Origin of the sequence: Bradyrhizobium sp. 21, assembly GCF_023073335.1 — a bacterium.
Lineage (GTDB): Bacteria > Pseudomonadota > Alphaproteobacteria > Rhizobiales > Xanthobacteraceae > Bradyrhizobium.
In genome coordinates, this window is sequence record NZ_JADPJG010000002.1 from 158,594 (window position 1) to 173,545 (window position 14,952).

Here is a 14,952-nt window from a genome sequence, read left to right on the forward strand (position 1 = left end):
ACAAGCGCAGGATCCCCCGGCAGCAATTGCTGGAGCGAGAAGATCAGCACCGACACAAAGAACAGCGTCGGCACGATCTGCGCGATGCGGCGGGCGAGGAAGTTCAGCATCGCACGCCTCGCATCCTGGACGCAGCGGCGATCACTTGAACTTCAACCCCACCACGCGCACCAGCCCGTCGGGCATCTGCTTGTAGCCCTGGAGCTTGGTCGTGTGCGCGATCAGGAGCGTGCGGTGATAGATGTAGATGATGGGCAAATCGTCGAGCAGGATTTTTGTCAGCTTTTCATAGATCGCCTTGCGCTCGTCGACGTTGGAGGTCAATCTGCCATCCTCCATCAGCTTGTCCGCATCCGGATTCGCATATCCACCGTCGTTCTGCGCAGCCTTGCTGCGCATGAAGATGTAGGAGTTGCCGTCGGGATCGATGCGGCCGCTCCAGTTGATCTGAAAGATCTGGAATTCACCGGCCTGGGCCTGCTTGAAGGTCGTCGCAAATTCGACGGCGCGAATTTTGATGTCGAAGCCCGCTTCCGCGGCCATCGACTGGACGACCTGCGCCACGGCCTCGTTCTCCGCGCCCTTCGGGATCATATAGTCGACTGAGATGGGCGCGGTGACGCCGGCCTCCTTCAACAGCGCCTTCGCCTTGGCGACGTCGCGGCCACGCACCGGAAAAGCCTTCTGGTAATAGGGATGCGTCGGGCTCACCCATTGATTGCCCGGGGTGAACTCGCCGTTGAACACGACCTGGTTGATCGCTTCCCGATCGATGGAAAGATCGAGCGCCTGGCGAACTTTCGCCGACTGGCTAAGCGGCCCCTTGGCCTTGTCGTTGCCGATGTTGACGGTTAGGCCGAAATAACCGAGCTCTGGCGCGGTCGACAGCACGAGCCGTGAATCGGTGCGCACGTCCTTGATGTCGGTGGCGAGCACGCGCTCGATCAGATCGAGGCCGCCGGATTTGAGGTTGGCGAGGCGCACCGTGGCGTCGACGATCGGCAGGAACACGACGCGATCGATGTGGATGTTGTCCTTGTTCCAGTAGTCGGCGAATTTCTCGAACACCATGCGGTCCTGCTGGACGCGCTCGACGAATTTGTAGGGGCCGGCGCAGACCGGATGCAGGCCGAACTTGTCGCCGGCTTCCTTTGCCGCCTTGGGCGAGACCATCATGCCCGAGCGGTCGGTGAGCTGGGCGATCAGCGGCGAGTAGGGCGTCTTGAGCACAAGCTTGATGGTCAGGGGATCGACCACCTCGACGTGATCGACGCTGCCGAGTTCCGACTTCCGGAAAGAGGTTGGCAGCGTCATGTGACGCTCGATCGAGAATTTCGCGGCTTCCGCGTCGAGCGGCTCGCCATCATGGAATTTGACGTTGGGCCGGAGCTTGATCGTCATCTCCTTGCCGTCGGCGGAAGTCTCGTGAGACAGCGCGAGCTGCGGCACGATATTGAGCTTCTCGTCGATATCGAACAGCTTGTCGCAGAAGGCGGCGAAGACAATGCGGCCGACATAGGTGCGGCCGATGCTGGGATCGAGGATGTCGGGGTCCTCGGCGATGCCGATGCGAAGCGTCGTTTGGGCTTGAGCGCCGCCCGCGAGCGACGTCAGCAATGCCGACGCCAGGATTGCCAAACGCATGAAACTCATCGCTCTCAACCTCATTTTAGGCCAGCCGGGTTCGTCCCCAATGAACTAACCCCGCCGCCGCGTGCTGCTTCCGGGCCGCCGCTGAAAGCGGCGACCAATTTTTCGAGAATCGGCGAGAAGCCACCATCCAATGGGACGATCGCCTCGGAGGACGGCAGTTCCGACGTTCGATGGCAGGCCGTTGCATGTCCGGTGCCATCCGGCACAAGCTGTGGCATTTCGCTGCGGCAGCGGTCGACCACGTAGGGGCAGCGGGTGTGGAAGCGGCATCCTGGCGGCGGATTGAGCGCGCTGGGGATTTCTCCCTGAAGCACAATCCGGCTGCGCTTTGCCCGCGGTTTAGGCACGGGGATCGCCGACAAGAGCGCCCGGCTGTAGGGATGGCGGGGCGCGGCGAACAGCGCATCCGCGGCCGCGGTCTCGACGATCTGGCCGAGGTTCATCACCGCCACGTGGTCGGCGATGTGCTTGACCACGGCGAGGTCATGCGAAACGAAGATGTAGGCGAGGCCGAGCCGATCCTGGAGCTCGCCGAGGAGATTGAGGATCTGCGAGCGGATCGAGACGTCGAGCGCCGAGACCGGCTCGTCGCAGATGATCAGCTTCGGCTCGACCGCGAGCGCGCGGGCAATCGCAATGCGCTGGCGCTGGCCGCCGGAGAATTCGTGCGGATAACGCCGGGCCAGCCGCGGTTCCAGTCCGACCAGCCGCAAAAGCTCCTCGACGCGCTCCCGCCGCCGGGCGGGCTGGACGAGATCGTGCAGTGCCAGCGGCTCGGTCAGGATCTGGGCGACGGTCATGCGCGGATTGAGCGAGGCGTAGGGGTCCTGGAAGATGATCTGCGCCTCGCGGCGAAAGGCGCGGAGAGCTTGGGCGTCGAGCGAGAGCAGGTCGCGGCCGTTAAAGCGCACCGTGCCTGCGTCCGGCTCGATCAGCCGCAGTACGAGGCGGCTGACGGTGGATTTGCCGCAACCGGATTCGCCAACGAGCGCCAGCGTCTTGCCGGGGTCCAGCGAGAAGGAAATGCCATCAACTGCTTTGACATGCGCCAGCGCGCGGCCGAACAGCGAGCGCTCCGCGACGAAATGCTTGACCAGCCCCTCGACCTCGAGCAGCGCCATTACGACACCAAAAGTTCGAGCGGCGCGCGGATGCAGCGCGAGAGGTGGCCGGGGCTGACTTCGACCAGTGGCGGCGGCGCCTGGGTGCAGACGTCCAGCACGAAGGGACAGCGCGCGGCGAAGCGGCAGCCCGCGGGTGGCTGCGCCATGTTCGGCACCATGCCCTCGATCGTCGCAAGCTGCTCGGCGCGATGGTCGAGCCGCGGGATCGAACCGAGCAGGCCTACGGTGTAGGGGTGCTGCGGCGCCGAGAACAATTCGTCCACCGGCGCGCGCTCGACGATCTCGCCGGCATACATCACCGCGACCTCGTCGCAGACTTCGGCGACCACGCCGAGATCATGGGTAATCAGGATGATGGCCGCGCCGCTCGCCGCCTTCAATTCCCGCATCAGCTCGAGGATCTGCGCCTGCAAGGTGACGTCCAGCGCGGTGGTCGGCTCGTCCGCGATCAGGAGCCGTGGGTCGCAGGCCAGTGCCATTGCGATCATGACGCGCTGGCGCATGCCGCCGGAGAGCTTGTGCGGATATTCGTCGATCCGTCGCTCGGGCGAGGGGATGTGGACGCGGCGCAGCAGCTGGATTGTCCGCTCGCGCGCGCTGCGGCGCGAGCCGCCGCGGTGGCGCAAAATGGTCTCGATGATCTGGTCGCCGATGGTGAAGCTCGGATTGAGCGAGGTCATCGGCTCCTGGAAGATCATCGCCAGCCGGTTGCCACGCAGGTCACGCAAGGTCTGGTCCGAGGTCTTCAGCAGGTCAAAACCATCGAAGCGGATCGCGCCTGAGATCTCCGCGCTTTGCTTCGGCAGGAGACCCATGATCGCGAGTGAGGTCACGCTCTTGCCGCAGCCGGATTCGCCGACGAGGCCGAGCGTGGCGCCATTGGCGACGCTGAGGTCGACACTGTCGACCGCATGAGTGACGCGGCCGTCGTCGCCGTGAAAGCGAATGCGCAGATCCTTGATCTCGATGAGGGGACCAGCGCTCATGATCGTTTTGCGCGCGCTGCGGCGATGCTGGCGTCGATGACGCTGCGATCGGTGTTGCCGGCCGGGTTCTGCCGCGTCGGCAGCGCATCACGGAAGTGAACCCAGAGCTCGTGGCTGACGCGCTCGAGCCGTTCGAGCTCGCCGAGCGGATCGGGATGATCGTCGGCGCGCACGTCCAATGCCGGCCATTCCTCCTCGCCGTGAATCAGGAGCGCGGCAGACTGCTTGCCGCGCTTGTCACCGCCGGCGGCCTCGCCCGCCCGCATGGCGGCGAGCAGGCGGCGCGGGAAGGGCAGGCTGTCATTGGCGATGTAGGTTCTTGCGGTCTCGTCGAGGACGTCGGCACCCGCCAGCATGTTGCCGGCAATGGAGAAGCCGCTGCCGGCGATGTGTCCGCACCATTCGACGCAGTCGCGTCCCGTATGCGCCGCGATCTCGCCACTCGCGTCCATGATGTGGATCTGGCGGCTCTCGCGGCCATCGTCGGTCGCGAGCAGCGCGGCCAGCACGTCGTGCGCGTTGAGACCTTCACGCAAGAGCTTGACGCCGTCGATGCCGTAATAGGGATTGACGAAGGCTTGCGTCGCGATGGCGCCGAGGCCAGCCGCGATGTAGGGGACACGCGCGCCGACGGCAAAAAAACGGGTCGCGACTGCGATGCCGAACTGGCCGGCAGCAGGATCGCGCGCGATAATCGACCAGGTCATATGCTGCCTTTAGCGTCCTGCGGCGTAGCCCTGCATGCCGCGTGGATTGGCGGCGGCGCGGCGGCGCGGACCGACGCGCGAGGCCGCAGTGAGGCGGCCTTCCGACCAGTCCGGTCCGACCTCGACGATATGTCCGCGCTCGCGCAGATTTTCGATCGTCGCCTTCGGCACGCGGTTCTCGACCACGAGCACGCCGGGGCGCGCGGTGCGCGGCCAGAACGAGATCGGGAAATGCTCGGAGTGCCAGGCCGGCGCATCGATTGCCTCCTGGAGATTGAGGTTGCAATGGACGTGCCGCAGGAAGAACTGCGTGATCCATTGATCCTGCTGATCGCCGCCGGGCGAACCCCAAGCCAGATACGGCTCGCCGTCGCGCAGCGCCATGGTCGGCGACAGCGTGGTGCGTGGGCGCTTGCCCGGCGCGAGCGAACTGGGTTGGTTCTCCTCCAAATCGAACATTTGTGCGCGGCTGCCGAGACAGAAACCCAGCTCGGGAATGACAGGCGAGGATTGCAACCAGCCGCCCGACGGCGTCGAGGACACCATGTTGCCAGCTTTGTCGATGATGTCGAAATGAACGGTGTCTCCGCGCACCTCGCCGAAGCGCCCCACGGTCGGTTCGCCGGCGCCGAGCGCGCCGACGGCCTCGCGTTGGCCTTCGGCGCGGCGCAGCTTGACCACGCCGCCAAAGCCCTCGATCGCGCCGGGCCGGAGATCGAGCGAAGCCTTCTCGGAAACCAGCTTGCGACGTTCGTTGTTGTAGGCGTCCGAGAGCAGCGTCGTGATCGGGATCTCGCTGAACTTGGGATCGCCGTAGAATTTTTCGCGGTCGGCAAACGCCAGCTTGGCGCATTCGATCTGGAGATGGATGAATTCGGGCCCGGTCGGATCGAGCCCGTCGAGCGCAAAGCCCTTCAACAACGCAAGCTGCTGAAGCGTCACCGGACCCTGGCTCCAGACGCCCGCCTTGCAGACGGTATAGCGGCCATAGTCGTAGGTGAGCGGCGCCTCGATGGTCGGCTGCCAGCGCGCCATGTCGTCGGCGGAGAGCACGCCGCGATGTGGCGAGCCGCTGACGTCCATCACCTCCTGGGTGCGGCAGAACTTGTCGATGGCCTCCGCAACGAATCCTTGCGACCAGGACTTTCGGGCGCGCTCGATCTCCGCGTCGCGGCCGCCACCGCCACTCTCGGCTTCGTCCAGGATCCGCGCATAGGTCGCCGCAAGCGTCTTGTTGGTGAAGAGCGTGCCGGGCCTCGGCACCTCGCCGTTCGGCAGATAGACCGCGGCCGACGTCGGCCAATGCTTGCGGAACAATTGCTCCACGGTCTGAATCGTGGCGCAGGCGCGCTCGACCAGCGGATAGCCGTCGCGTGCATAGGAGATCGCGGGCTCCAGCACGTCGCGCACGCGCATCGTGCCGTAGTCGCGCAGCAGCATCATCCAGGATTCGAAGGTGCCGGGGACGCAGGCCGCGAGCAGGCCGGTGCCGGGCACCATGTCGAGCCCTTCGCTCTTGTAGTGCGCGATGGTGGCGCGCGCGGGCGCGGGTCCCTGACCGCAGATTACCTCGGTGCGACCGCGCTTCACATCGTGCACGATGACAGGCACGTCCCCGCCGGGGCCGTTCAGATGCGGCTCGACCACCTGAAGCGTGAAAGCGGTGGCGACGCCGGCGTCGAAGGCGTTGCCGCCCTTTTCCAGGATGGCCATGCCGACGGCGGTCGCGATCCAGTGCGTGGTGGCGACGACGCCGAAGGTGCCCTCGATCTCGGGGCGCGTCGTGAACGGATCGGGATTGACATTGCTGGCCATGGATTACCTCAGTTGCGGCGCGCGCAATTGATCACAGGGGATGCCGGGCCGCCAATGCGCTGATAGCATGGCACGCGCGCGTCACGCAGGCACCGGTGTGGCGTTGACCGCGTGGCAGGCGACGCCGTCGATCAGCTCCGGGGCTTTGTTGCGGCAGAGATCGAACGCCAGCGGGCAGCGCGGATTGAAGGCACAGCCGGGGGGCGGATTGATCGGATTCGGGATCTCGCCCTTCACCGGAATGCGCTGGCGACCGCTCATCGCGAGGTCGGGCACGGCGCCGAGCAGCATCTTGGTGTAGGGCATGCGCGGGCGGGTGAACAGCTCGCGGCTTTCCGCGATCTCGACGATGCGGCCGAGATACATCACGCCGACCCGGCTCGCCATGTGGCGGACCACGGCGAGGTTGTGGCTGATGAACATGTAGGTCAGGCCGAACTTGTCCTGGAGATCGCGCATCAGGTTCAGGATCTGCGCCTGCACGGACACATCCAGCGCCGAAGTCGGCTCGTCGCAGACGATGAATTCGGCTTCAGAAGCAAGCACTCGCGCGATCGCGATGCGCTGACGCTGGCCGCCGGAGAATTCGTGCGGAAACTTCAGCCGGTCGTCGGGATGCAGGCCGACGAGGCTGAGCAGCTCGCCGACGCGGGCCTGGATGTCGCGCTCCCCCTGGATCAGGTCGAAGGCACGGATCGGCTCGGAGATGATGGCATCGACGCGGAAGCGCGGGTTGAGGCTCGCATAGGGATCCTGGAAGATCATCTGGATGCGACGGCGTAGTTTTCGCCGCGCCAGGGCCTGCCGCGGATCCGTCATCGAGACGCCGTCGATCAACACATTGCCGGCGCTCGGCGGCAACAGGCCGACGACCATGCGCGCCACCGTGGTCTTGCCCGAGCCGGACTCGCCGACCAGCGCAAAGGTCTCGCCCTTCCTGATGTCGAAGGTGACGCCGTCGACAGCTTTGAGGTATTCGAGGTGTCCGCCTTCGAGTACGCGGTTGAGCCAAGGCTTTGAGACGTCGAACACCCGGCGCAGATTCGTGGCCTGGACGAAGGGATCACTCATGCCGCGCTCTCGGCCGGCACGCTGTCATAGAGATGGCAGGCGACCGACTGAGCGCCGCGCGGCAGCGGCTCCGGCCTCTCCACGCGGCACCGATCGAATGCGAATGCGCAGCGCGGATTGAACGAGCAGCCGCTCGGGATCGCCGACAGGCGCGGCATCGAGCCGGGAATCTGCACCAGGCGCTTGTCGTCGCCGGCGAGTGTGGGGATCGCGCCCATCAGACCCTTGGCGTAAGGGTGCAGCGGATTCCTGACGACGTCCTGCACGGGACCGATCTCGGCGACGCGGCCGGCATACATCACCGCGACACGGTCGGAGGTCTCCGCGATCACGCCCATGTCGTGGGTCACCAGCATCACGGCGGTGCCGTGGTCGCGCCCGAGTCGCTTGATCAGCGAGATGATCTGCGCCTGCACCGAGACGTCCAGCGCGGTGGTCGGCTCGTCGGCGATGATCAGCTCCGGCTCTGCGCAGATCGCGAGCGCAATCACCACGCGCTGGCGCATGCCACCGGAGAATTCGTGGGGATAGCCGTCGATGCGCTTTTCGGGCGCGGGAATTCCGACTTCGGCGAGCAGGTCGATGGCGCGGCGGCGGGCGGCCGCCTCAGACAGGTTCAGATGGGTTCTGATCGTCTCGATGAGCTGGTCGCCGATCTTGTACAGTGGATTGAGCGAAGTGAGGGGATCCTGGAAGATCATGCCGATGCGTTTCCCGCGAATGCGGCGCATCTCGTCCGGCGGCAGATTGTCGATACGCAGGCCCGCGAGATGAATCTCGCCGCCGGCGATGCGGCCGGGCGGGTCGATCAGGCCGATCACAGACAGGCCCGTGACGGACTTGCCCGCGCCGGATTCGCCGACCACCCCCAGCACCTCGCCCTTGGCGATGTCGAAGGAGACGCCGTCGATGGCGCGCAGCGTGCCGCGGCGGCCGGCGAACTCGACCTGAAGGTTGCGCACGGAGAGAACAGGTTCGATCATGGGCGGCGCATATTCATCGGAGCTTCGGATTGAGCGCGTCGCGCAGCCAGTCGCCAAGCAGGTTGATCGAGAGGATCAGAGCCGCAAGCGCGAGCCCGGGGAAGGCGACGATCCACCATTCACCCGCGAACAGATAGTTGTTGCCGATGCGGATCAGCGTGCCCAGCGACGGCATGGTTTCGGGCATGCCCGAGCCGAGGAAGGACAAGGTTGCCTCCGTGATGATGGCGAGTGCGAGGTTGATGGTGCCGATCACGAGGATCGGGCCTGTCGTGTTCGGCAGCACGTGGCGCAGCATGATCACGGGGGCAGGAAGGCCGATCAATTGTGCGGCTGCGACATAATCCTTGTTTTTCTCGACCATCACCGAGCCGCGCACCGTGCGCGCGTACTGGACCCAGAAACTCAGGCCGATCGCAAAGACCAGGACCGCCAGCATGCTCATCTCGTCGAGTTTGTTGCCAAAGACCGACTTGGCGATGCCGTTGATCAGCAGCGCGATCAGGATCGCCGGAAATGAAAGCTGTACGTCGGCGATGCGCATGATCAATCCGTCGACGGCACCGCCAAAATAGCCGGCCGTGAGTCCGAGCAGGATTCCGAGCGCGCCGGAGAAGAAGACGCCGAGCACGCCGACGAGGAGCGACACCCGCATGCCGTAGAGGATCGCGGAAAGCACGTCGCGGCCCTGCTCGTCGGTGCCGAGCAGGAAGGGGCTCTGGCCGTCGGCGGTCCACAGTGGCGAGATGCGCGAGTTCATCAGCTGAAGCTGCGCCGGATCGAAAGGATTCTGGACGGACAGCACCGAAGCGAAGACCGCGAGCAGAAAGAACAGCAGCGTCACGGTTGCCGCGATCATGGTGATCCTGGAGCGGCGGAACGAATAGACCAGGTCGCTGTCACGCGTGCGTTTGAACCAGCCAGGCGCCGCGGCGCGTGAACCTCGCTCTTCGACCTTGTGCGGAACGACGGCCTCGCTCATCTCTAGTGCGCCCGGCTGATCGTCGAGCGCAGTCGCGGATCGACGATGGTGTAGAGGATGTCAACCACCAGATTGATGGTGACGAAGATCAGGGATACCATCATCAAATAGGCGGCCATGATAGGGATATCGACATTCTGCACGGCCTGCACGAACAGGAGCCCCATTCCTGGCCACTGGAACACGGTCTCGGTGATAATGGCGAAAGCAATTACCGAGCCAAATTGAAGGCCGGCCACGGTGATGACCGGAATCAGCGTGTTGCGCAACGCGTGACCGAAATGGATAGCGCGGGTGGTGAGGCCGCGGGCGCGGGCAAAGCGGATGTAGTCTGTGCGCATGACCTCCAGCATTTCGGTGCGGACGAGCCGCATGATCAGAGTCATCTGGAACAGGCCGAGCGTAATCGAAGGCATGATCAGCGCTTTCAAGCCCGATAGCGTCAGGAGGCCTGTCGTCCACCAGCCGATATGCACGACATCGCCTCGCCCGAACGAGGGCAGCCAGCCGAGCGTGACCGAGAACAGGTAGATCATGAGAACGCCGATCAGGAAAGTTGGCAGCGAAATGCCGATCAGCGAGATCACCTGGAATAAATGCGCCAGCCAGGTGTCACGGCGGAGCGCCGAGTAGACCCCCATCAGGATGCCAATGACCATGGCAAAGATCGTGGCGCAGATCGCAAGCTCCAGCGTGGCTGGCATCCGTTCCATCAGGAGATTGGTGACGGGCAGGCGGAACTGGTAGGAGGTGCCGAATTGGAAACGCGCGGCATTGCCGATATAGCGGCCGAACTGCACGATGACGGGATCGTCGAGGCCGAGCGACTTGCGGATCGCGGCGCGTTCGGCGCCCGAAGTATCCATCCCGACCATCTGGTTCACGGGATCGCCGGCGAAACGGAACATCGAGAACGAGATGATTCCGACGGCGATCATGACACCGATGGCCTGGATGGCCCGGCGCAGTGTGAAAGCGAGCATCTGTTCCTTTCACATCTCTTGAGCAGCACGCATCATCGCGTTAGCCCGAAACGGCAAGTCCCGGAAGCAGGGCTTCCGGGACTTCACAACTTATCGACACCTACTCGTCCTGCTTGGTCGCCCAATAGAGCAGAACCTGGTTGTCCGCGCGCTGGGTCAGCTTTACTTTTTTCGACACGCCCCAGGCGAGCGCTTGTTGGTGCAGCGGGATGTAGGCCCAGTCCTTCATCGAGATCTCGAAGGCCTGCTTGATCAGGAGATCGCGCTTGGCCGTATCGGACTCAAGGAGAACCTTGTCGGCGAGCTCGTCGAACGGCTTGCTGCAATAGCCTGCCAGATTGGCTTCACCGCGGTTGGGATCCTTGGGGTCGTCCCGACAGCCCATGATGTCGTGGAGCACGTTCTGGGAGTCGAGCGTATCCGGGGTCCAGCCCAGCATGAACAGCGAGGTCTTGTAGCCGCCGGGCTTCAGCACCTTGGCGAAATACAGGGCCTTGGGTTGCGCCAGCAGGTCCACCTTGATGTTGATACGAGCGAGCATGCCGACGATGGCCTGGCAGATCGCGGCGTCATTGACGTAGCGGTCGTTCGGGCAGTCCATCGTCACTTCGAAACCGTCCGCATAGCCGGCGTCTGCCAGAAGCTTCTTGGCGGCGTCGGGATCGAACTTCGGCCGGGTGAAATCTTTCGAGGGAAGGATCTCTGGTGCGACCATCAATGCGGACGGCGTGGACAGTCCGCGCATGACCCGATTCTTGATCAGGTCGACGTCGATCGCCCGATAGACGGCTTCGCGGACGCGAACGTCCTTGAACGGGTTCTTGCCCTTGATGTTGGAATACAGGAGCTCGTCGCGCGCCTGATCCATGCCAACGAAGATGGTGCGGAGCTCAGGTCCGGTCAGGACCGTGGCGTTGGGGCTTGCTTTGACGCGGTCGATGTCCTGGACCGGAACCGGTTCGATCACGTCGACCTCGCCCGATAGCAGTGCCGCGACACGCGTGGCCGGGTTTCCGATCGGCGTGAAGATGATCTCCTTCAGATTATGCTCCGGCTTGCGCCACCAGTTCGGATTGGCCTTGAAGACGGTCTTCACGCCCGGCTGATGGCTGTCGATCATGAAGGGGCCGGTGCCGTTTTCATGGAGCGAGGCATAGCTCGGAGTCGTCGCGGCTGCTGGCGTCGGTGCCGCCGCATCGTTCGCCTCTGCCCATTTCTTGTCCATGATGTACCAGGTCGCCCAGAGCGCCGTCAGGATGGGATTGGGCGAGGTCAGGACGAAATCGACGGTGTAATCGTCGATCTTGACGGCCTTGGCATCGGCGGGAACGCGGCTCTGGAAATTCGAGCCCTTCGCCCGCACGCGCTCGGCCGAGAACACCACGTCATCTGCGGTGAAGGGGTCGCCATTGTGGAATTTGACGCCCTTGCGCAGGTGAAAGCGCCAGCGTGTCGGCTCCGGCGTCTCCCAGCTTTCGGCGAGTGCCGGGATGATCTTCAGGTCCTTGTCGCGCGTGACCAGGCCCTCATAGACATGGCCGAGATGTGCACTGGTCGTCGACTCGTTCAGTGTGTAGGGGTCGAGCGACTTCAGCTCACCCTGGTTGGCGTAGCGCAGCGTCTGGCTCGATGCCGGCGATACCGCCACCGCAAGCGCACCGGCGAGCGTCGCCGCAAACAGACTTCGTCCAACTGACATTCTTGACCCTCTCCACTCGCCCGCGCCGTGATTTTTGATTGTTCGGCGGGGCTGATCGATCCATGTTGCCCAGAGTTCTCGACCCGTGCAAGCGCCATTCCAGCAAGGAACGCGCCAACTTGCGCCGCTGTGCAGCAATGCTAACCAACAAACCGGGGGCGGGGCCGGAATTTGATTGACCATATCCGCCGATCGCGGGAGCAGGGCCCGGCCGCCCCGCCTCAGGTCGCTTGCGTTGCATACCGTCTCGCGGCGATACTGCGACAGGGCGCTCGAATCTCATCTGGAGGGGACATGAAAGTTAACATCGAAATCGATTGCACCCCCCTCGAGGCCCGCCAGTTCTTCGGACTACCCGACGTGATGCCGATGCAGACCGCCGTGATGGACAAACTACAGCAGCAGATGATGTCCAACATCGACAAGGTCTCGCCGGAATCCCTGATCCAGAGCTGGTTCACCTTCGATCCGAAGATCGCCGAGCGGTTTCAGGACATGTTCGTCACGATGGCCGGCCTCGGCGGCACGCGCAGCGGCGACAAGAAGAAATAATGCCGTCCGGGCCGGACGGGCCGCAGGCGTCAGGCCGGCTTCGTCCGCCGGGCCTCGGCCTGTTGCTTGCGGAGGCCCGCGGCCTGTTCGAATTCAACGCCAGCCTGCTGCTGTCGCCGCTCCTGATGCGCGCGCCGAGGGGCGATGGCCATCCGGTGCTGGCGCTGCCGGGCTTTCTCGCCAGCGACCTCTCGATGGCGCCAATGCGGCGCTATCTCAACGAGCTCGGCTATGAGGCACATGCCTGGCGGATGGGCCGAAACCTCGGTGGGCTGGGACGGATGCGGGACACACTGCGCGCACGTCTGGCCGAAATCCACGCCGCGAGTGGACGCAAGGTCAGCCTGGTCGGGTGGAGCCTCGGCGGGGTCTATGCGCGCGATCTCGCGCTCCAGGCGCCCGACATGGTCCGTTATGTCGTCACGCTCGGCAGCCCCTTTGCCAACGACGTACGGGCGACCAACGCCACGCGGCTCTACGAGGCGCTGTCCGGCGAGCGGGTCGAGGATTTTGCGGAAGCGCGCGAGGCGATCGCCGACGATCTTCCGGTGCCGGCGACGTCGATCTATTCGCGCGCCGACGGCATCGTGAATTGGCGAACCTGCCTGCTACGTCCCTCCGACCGTGCCGAGAACATCGAGGTGCACCTGGCGAGCCATATCGGGCTCGGCGTGAACCCCGCGGCGCTGTGGGCCGTGGCGGACCGCCTCGCGCAACCGGAGGGGGAGTTCTGGCCATTTGACCGGGCAGGGCCGTTTGCCATTGCATATGCCCCGCCGGAACAGGCAATATCGGCCTGACGAGAAGCGCTGCTTAAGGCGCCCGTCAACTACTCGGGAGGGAACTATGGCTGACGGTAAGAAGCTGTCGTCGCTGGACGCGTCGTTTCTCTATCTGGAAACGCCGGAAATGCCGATGCATGTCGGGAGCATGGCGATCTTTCGCCTGCCGGACGACTACAAGGGCGACTTTTTCGAAGACTTCAAGGCGATGATCGTCTCACGCCTGCACATTGCGCCGATCCTCAAAGCGCGGCTGGAGAAAGCGCCGCTCGACATCGATCATCCCTCCTGGGTCGAGGACGATCAGTTCGACATCGACCGTCACATCTTCCGCGCCAGCCTGCCGCAGCCGCGCGACCGCGCCACGCTCGAACGCATCGTCGGCTGGATGCACGCCAAGCTCTTGAACCGCGCGCGCCCGCTCTGGGAATTCTACGTATTCGAGGGCATGAAGAACAACGAGGTCGGACTCTATTCGAAGATGCATCATGCCGCCATCGATGGTGGCGCCGGTGCGGCGCTGACCAACATGATCTACGATATCTCGCCGGTCCCCCGCAATGTCGATCCGCCGACGGCAGGGGCCAAGTCCGCCCAGGAGCCGCGCGACATCGCCGCGAACCTGCTCGATTCCTATCAACAGCTCTTCACCCAGCCGCTCGATGCTTCGCAAGCCGCGAAGAACCTGCAACTGCCACGCACCGGCAAGAGCGACATCGGCTCGATCCTGTTCGACAATGCGATGTACCAGATCGAGAGCGCGGTGCGCTTTGCCGGCAACATCCCGACCATGGTCAAGAGCGTCTCCGAGGTGCTCGGCAAGGTCGCCGATCCGAAGTCGCGCGAGAGCCTTGCGAGCATGGTGTCGCCGCCGACCATGCTTAACAAATCGATTTCGTCCGAGCGCAGCTTCGCCGGGGTGTCGATCTCGCTGTCGCGATCCAAGGCGCTGGCCAAGCAGGCCGGCGGCAAGCTCAACGACGTGGTGCTGGCGCTCGCTTCCGGCGTGGTCCGGCGCTACCTGAAGGAGCACAGCACGCTGCCGGCAAAGTCGCTGACCGCGGCGGTACCGATCTCGCTGCGCGAGGAAGGCAACACCGAGGCCAACAACCAGGTGTTCGGCATGATCTGCTCGATCGCGACCAACATCGATGATCCCAAGGCACGGCTGGAAGCCATCATCGCGCAGTCGACCAAGTCCAAGGAAATGTCGCATCCGTTGCGGGCACTGATGCCGCAGATTTCCAACATCTCGATGCTGGGTACGCCGATCATGGTGCAGGTCCTGGCGCTGCTCTACAGCCGCTCGAACCTGTCGGACGTGTTGCCGCCGGCCGCCAACATCACGGTGTCCAACGTGCCGGGACCGCGGCAGACGCTCTACGCGGCCGGCGCCGAGCTGTTGCACATCTTCCCGGTGTCGATCTCGACGCACGGGCAAGCGCTCAACATTACCGTGCAGAGCTATCGCGACCAGCTTGATTTCGGCTTCATCGTCGGCGCCAACATCATTCCGCACGTGCAGGTGATGTGCGACATGCTGCCGGAAGAATTCGCCGCGCTGGAGGCGGCCTACGCTCCGCCGGTGGCCGACCTCAAGGGTGCCGCGGAATAG

General features: G+C 64.2%; 13 protein-coding genes and 1 pseudogene. 3 read left to right on the top strand and 11 right to left on the bottom strand.

The genetic code is table 11. The features are described from left to right. From IVB31_RS00700 to IVB31_RS00750, 11 genes and pseudogenes are all read right to left on the bottom strand, one after another. Positions 1-110: pseudogene (locus IVB31_RS00700) on the bottom strand (ABC transporter permease); the annotation flags it as partial. A gap of 31 nt (positions 111-141) precedes the next feature. After that, complete coding sequence (locus IVB31_RS00705) at positions 142-1,653, bottom strand: ABC transporter substrate-binding protein (RefSeq protein WP_247317398.1); 1,512 nt, start codon at positions 1,651-1,653, stop codon at positions 142-144. Positions 1,654-1,664: 11 nt separating this feature from the next. Further along, positions 1,665-2,774 (bottom strand): dipeptide ABC transporter ATP-binding protein, encoded by a 1,110-nt coding sequence (locus tag IVB31_RS00710; protein WP_247317400.1) that lies wholly within the window; start codon positions 2,772-2,774, stop codon positions 1,665-1,667. Continuing rightward, complete coding sequence (locus IVB31_RS00715; protein ID WP_247317401.1) at positions 2,774-3,763, bottom strand: ABC transporter ATP-binding protein; 990 nt, start codon at positions 3,761-3,763, stop codon at positions 2,774-2,776. The genes IVB31_RS00710 and IVB31_RS00715 overlap by 1 nt, the downstream gene beginning before the upstream one ends. Beyond that, positions 3,760-4,470, bottom strand: coding sequence for a DUF1028 domain-containing protein (locus tag IVB31_RS00720; RefSeq protein WP_247317403.1), 711 nt, complete (start codon positions 4,468-4,470; stop codon positions 3,760-3,762). Before IVB31_RS00720 ends, IVB31_RS00715 begins: the two co-directional genes overlap by 4 nt. A gap of 9 nt (positions 4,471-4,479) precedes the next feature. Beyond that, on the bottom strand, positions 4,480-6,285 hold the full coding sequence (locus tag IVB31_RS00725) for a gamma-glutamyltransferase family protein (protein WP_247317405.1): 1,806 nt from the start codon (positions 6,283-6,285) through the stop codon (positions 4,480-4,482). Between the two features lie 81 nt (positions 6,286-6,366). Further along, positions 6,367-7,356: an ABC transporter ATP-binding protein gene (locus IVB31_RS00730; RefSeq protein ID WP_247317406.1), complete on the bottom strand. Its 990-nt coding sequence runs from the start codon at positions 7,354-7,356 to the stop codon at positions 6,367-6,369. Then, entirely contained in the window at positions 7,353-8,339 is a 987-nt protein-coding gene (locus tag IVB31_RS00735; RefSeq protein ID WP_247317408.1) for an ABC transporter ATP-binding protein, read from the bottom strand. The genes IVB31_RS00730 and IVB31_RS00735 overlap by 4 nt, the downstream gene beginning before the upstream one ends. A 13-nt stretch (positions 8,340-8,352) precedes the next feature. Continuing rightward, the gene (locus IVB31_RS00740; protein ID WP_247317410.1) at positions 8,353-9,321 is read right to left on the bottom strand and encodes an ABC transporter permease; all 969 of its coding nucleotides are present in this window, start codon (positions 9,319-9,321) and stop codon (positions 8,353-8,355) included. A gap of 2 nt (positions 9,322-9,323) precedes the next feature. Further along, positions 9,324-10,304, bottom strand: a complete 981-nt coding sequence (locus IVB31_RS00745) for an ABC transporter permease (RefSeq protein ID WP_247317413.1) — start codon at positions 10,302-10,304, stop codon at positions 9,324-9,326. Positions 10,305-10,404: 100 nt separating this feature from the next. Next, entirely contained in the window at positions 10,405-12,003 is a 1,599-nt protein-coding gene (locus IVB31_RS00750) for an ABC transporter substrate-binding protein (RefSeq protein WP_247317416.1), read from the bottom strand. A 294-nt stretch (positions 12,004-12,297) separates the two neighbouring features. On the opposite strand from IVB31_RS00750, the gene IVB31_RS00755 reads away from it, so the two are divergent. Genes IVB31_RS00755 through IVB31_RS00765 form a run of 3 tightly spaced genes read left to right on the top strand, consistent with a single transcriptional unit; the run spans position 12,298 to position 14,952 of the window. Next, on the top strand, positions 12,298-12,555 hold the full coding sequence (locus IVB31_RS00755) for a DUF6489 family protein (protein WP_247317418.1): 258 nt from the start codon (positions 12,298-12,300) through the stop codon (positions 12,553-12,555). Beyond that, the gene (locus tag IVB31_RS00760) at positions 12,555-13,355 is read left to right on the top strand and encodes an alpha/beta hydrolase (RefSeq protein WP_247317420.1); all 801 of its coding nucleotides are present in this window, start codon (positions 12,555-12,557) and stop codon (positions 13,353-13,355) included. The genes IVB31_RS00755 and IVB31_RS00760 overlap by 1 nt, the downstream gene beginning before the upstream one ends. Positions 13,356-13,401: 46 nt before the next feature. Next, on the top strand, positions 13,402-14,952 hold the full coding sequence (locus IVB31_RS00765) for a wax ester/triacylglycerol synthase family O-acyltransferase (RefSeq protein ID WP_247317422.1): 1,551 nt from the start codon (positions 13,402-13,404) through the stop codon (positions 14,950-14,952).

Bases quoted from the DNA above. Each gene is read 5' to 3' on its own strand.
- IVB31_RS00705 (WP_247317398.1), bottom strand. From the start codon at position 1,653: ATGAGTTTCATGCGTTTGGCAATCCTGGCGTCGGCATTGCTGACGTCG.
- IVB31_RS00710 (WP_247317400.1), bottom strand. From the start codon at position 2,774: ATGGCGCTGCTCGAGGTCGAGGGGCTGGTCAAGCATTTCGTCGCGGAG.
- IVB31_RS00715 (WP_247317401.1), bottom strand. From the start codon at position 3,763: ATGAGCGCTGGTCCCCTCATCGAGATCAAGGATCTGCGCATTCGCTTT.
- IVB31_RS00720 (WP_247317403.1), bottom strand. From the start codon at position 4,470: ATGACCTGGTCGATTATCGCGCGCGATCCTGCTGCCGGCCAGTTCGGC.
- IVB31_RS00725 (WP_247317405.1), bottom strand. From the start codon at position 6,285: ATGGCCAGCAATGTCAATCCCGATCCGTTCACGACGCGCCCCGAGATC.
- IVB31_RS00730 (WP_247317406.1), bottom strand. From the start codon at position 7,356: ATGAGTGATCCCTTCGTCCAGGCCACGAATCTGCGCCGGGTGTTCGAC.
- IVB31_RS00735 (WP_247317408.1), bottom strand. From the start codon at position 8,339: ATGATCGAACCTGTTCTCTCCGTGCGCAACCTTCAGGTCGAGTTCGCC.
- IVB31_RS00740 (WP_247317410.1), bottom strand. From the start codon at position 9,321: ATGAGCGAGGCCGTCGTTCCGCACAAGGTCGAAGAGCGAGGTTCACGC.
- IVB31_RS00745 (WP_247317413.1), bottom strand. From the start codon at position 10,304: ATGCTCGCTTTCACACTGCGCCGGGCCATCCAGGCCATCGGTGTCATG.
- IVB31_RS00750 (WP_247317416.1), bottom strand. From the start codon at position 12,003: ATGTCAGTTGGACGAAGTCTGTTTGCGGCGACGCTCGCCGGTGCGCTT.
- IVB31_RS00755 (WP_247317418.1), top strand. From the start codon at position 12,298: ATGAAAGTTAACATCGAAATCGATTGCACCCCCCTCGAGGCCCGCCAG.
- IVB31_RS00760 (WP_247317420.1), top strand. From the start codon at position 12,555: ATGCCGTCCGGGCCGGACGGGCCGCAGGCGTCAGGCCGGCTTCGTCCG.
- IVB31_RS00765 (WP_247317422.1), top strand. From the start codon at position 13,402: ATGGCTGACGGTAAGAAGCTGTCGTCGCTGGACGCGTCGTTTCTCTAT.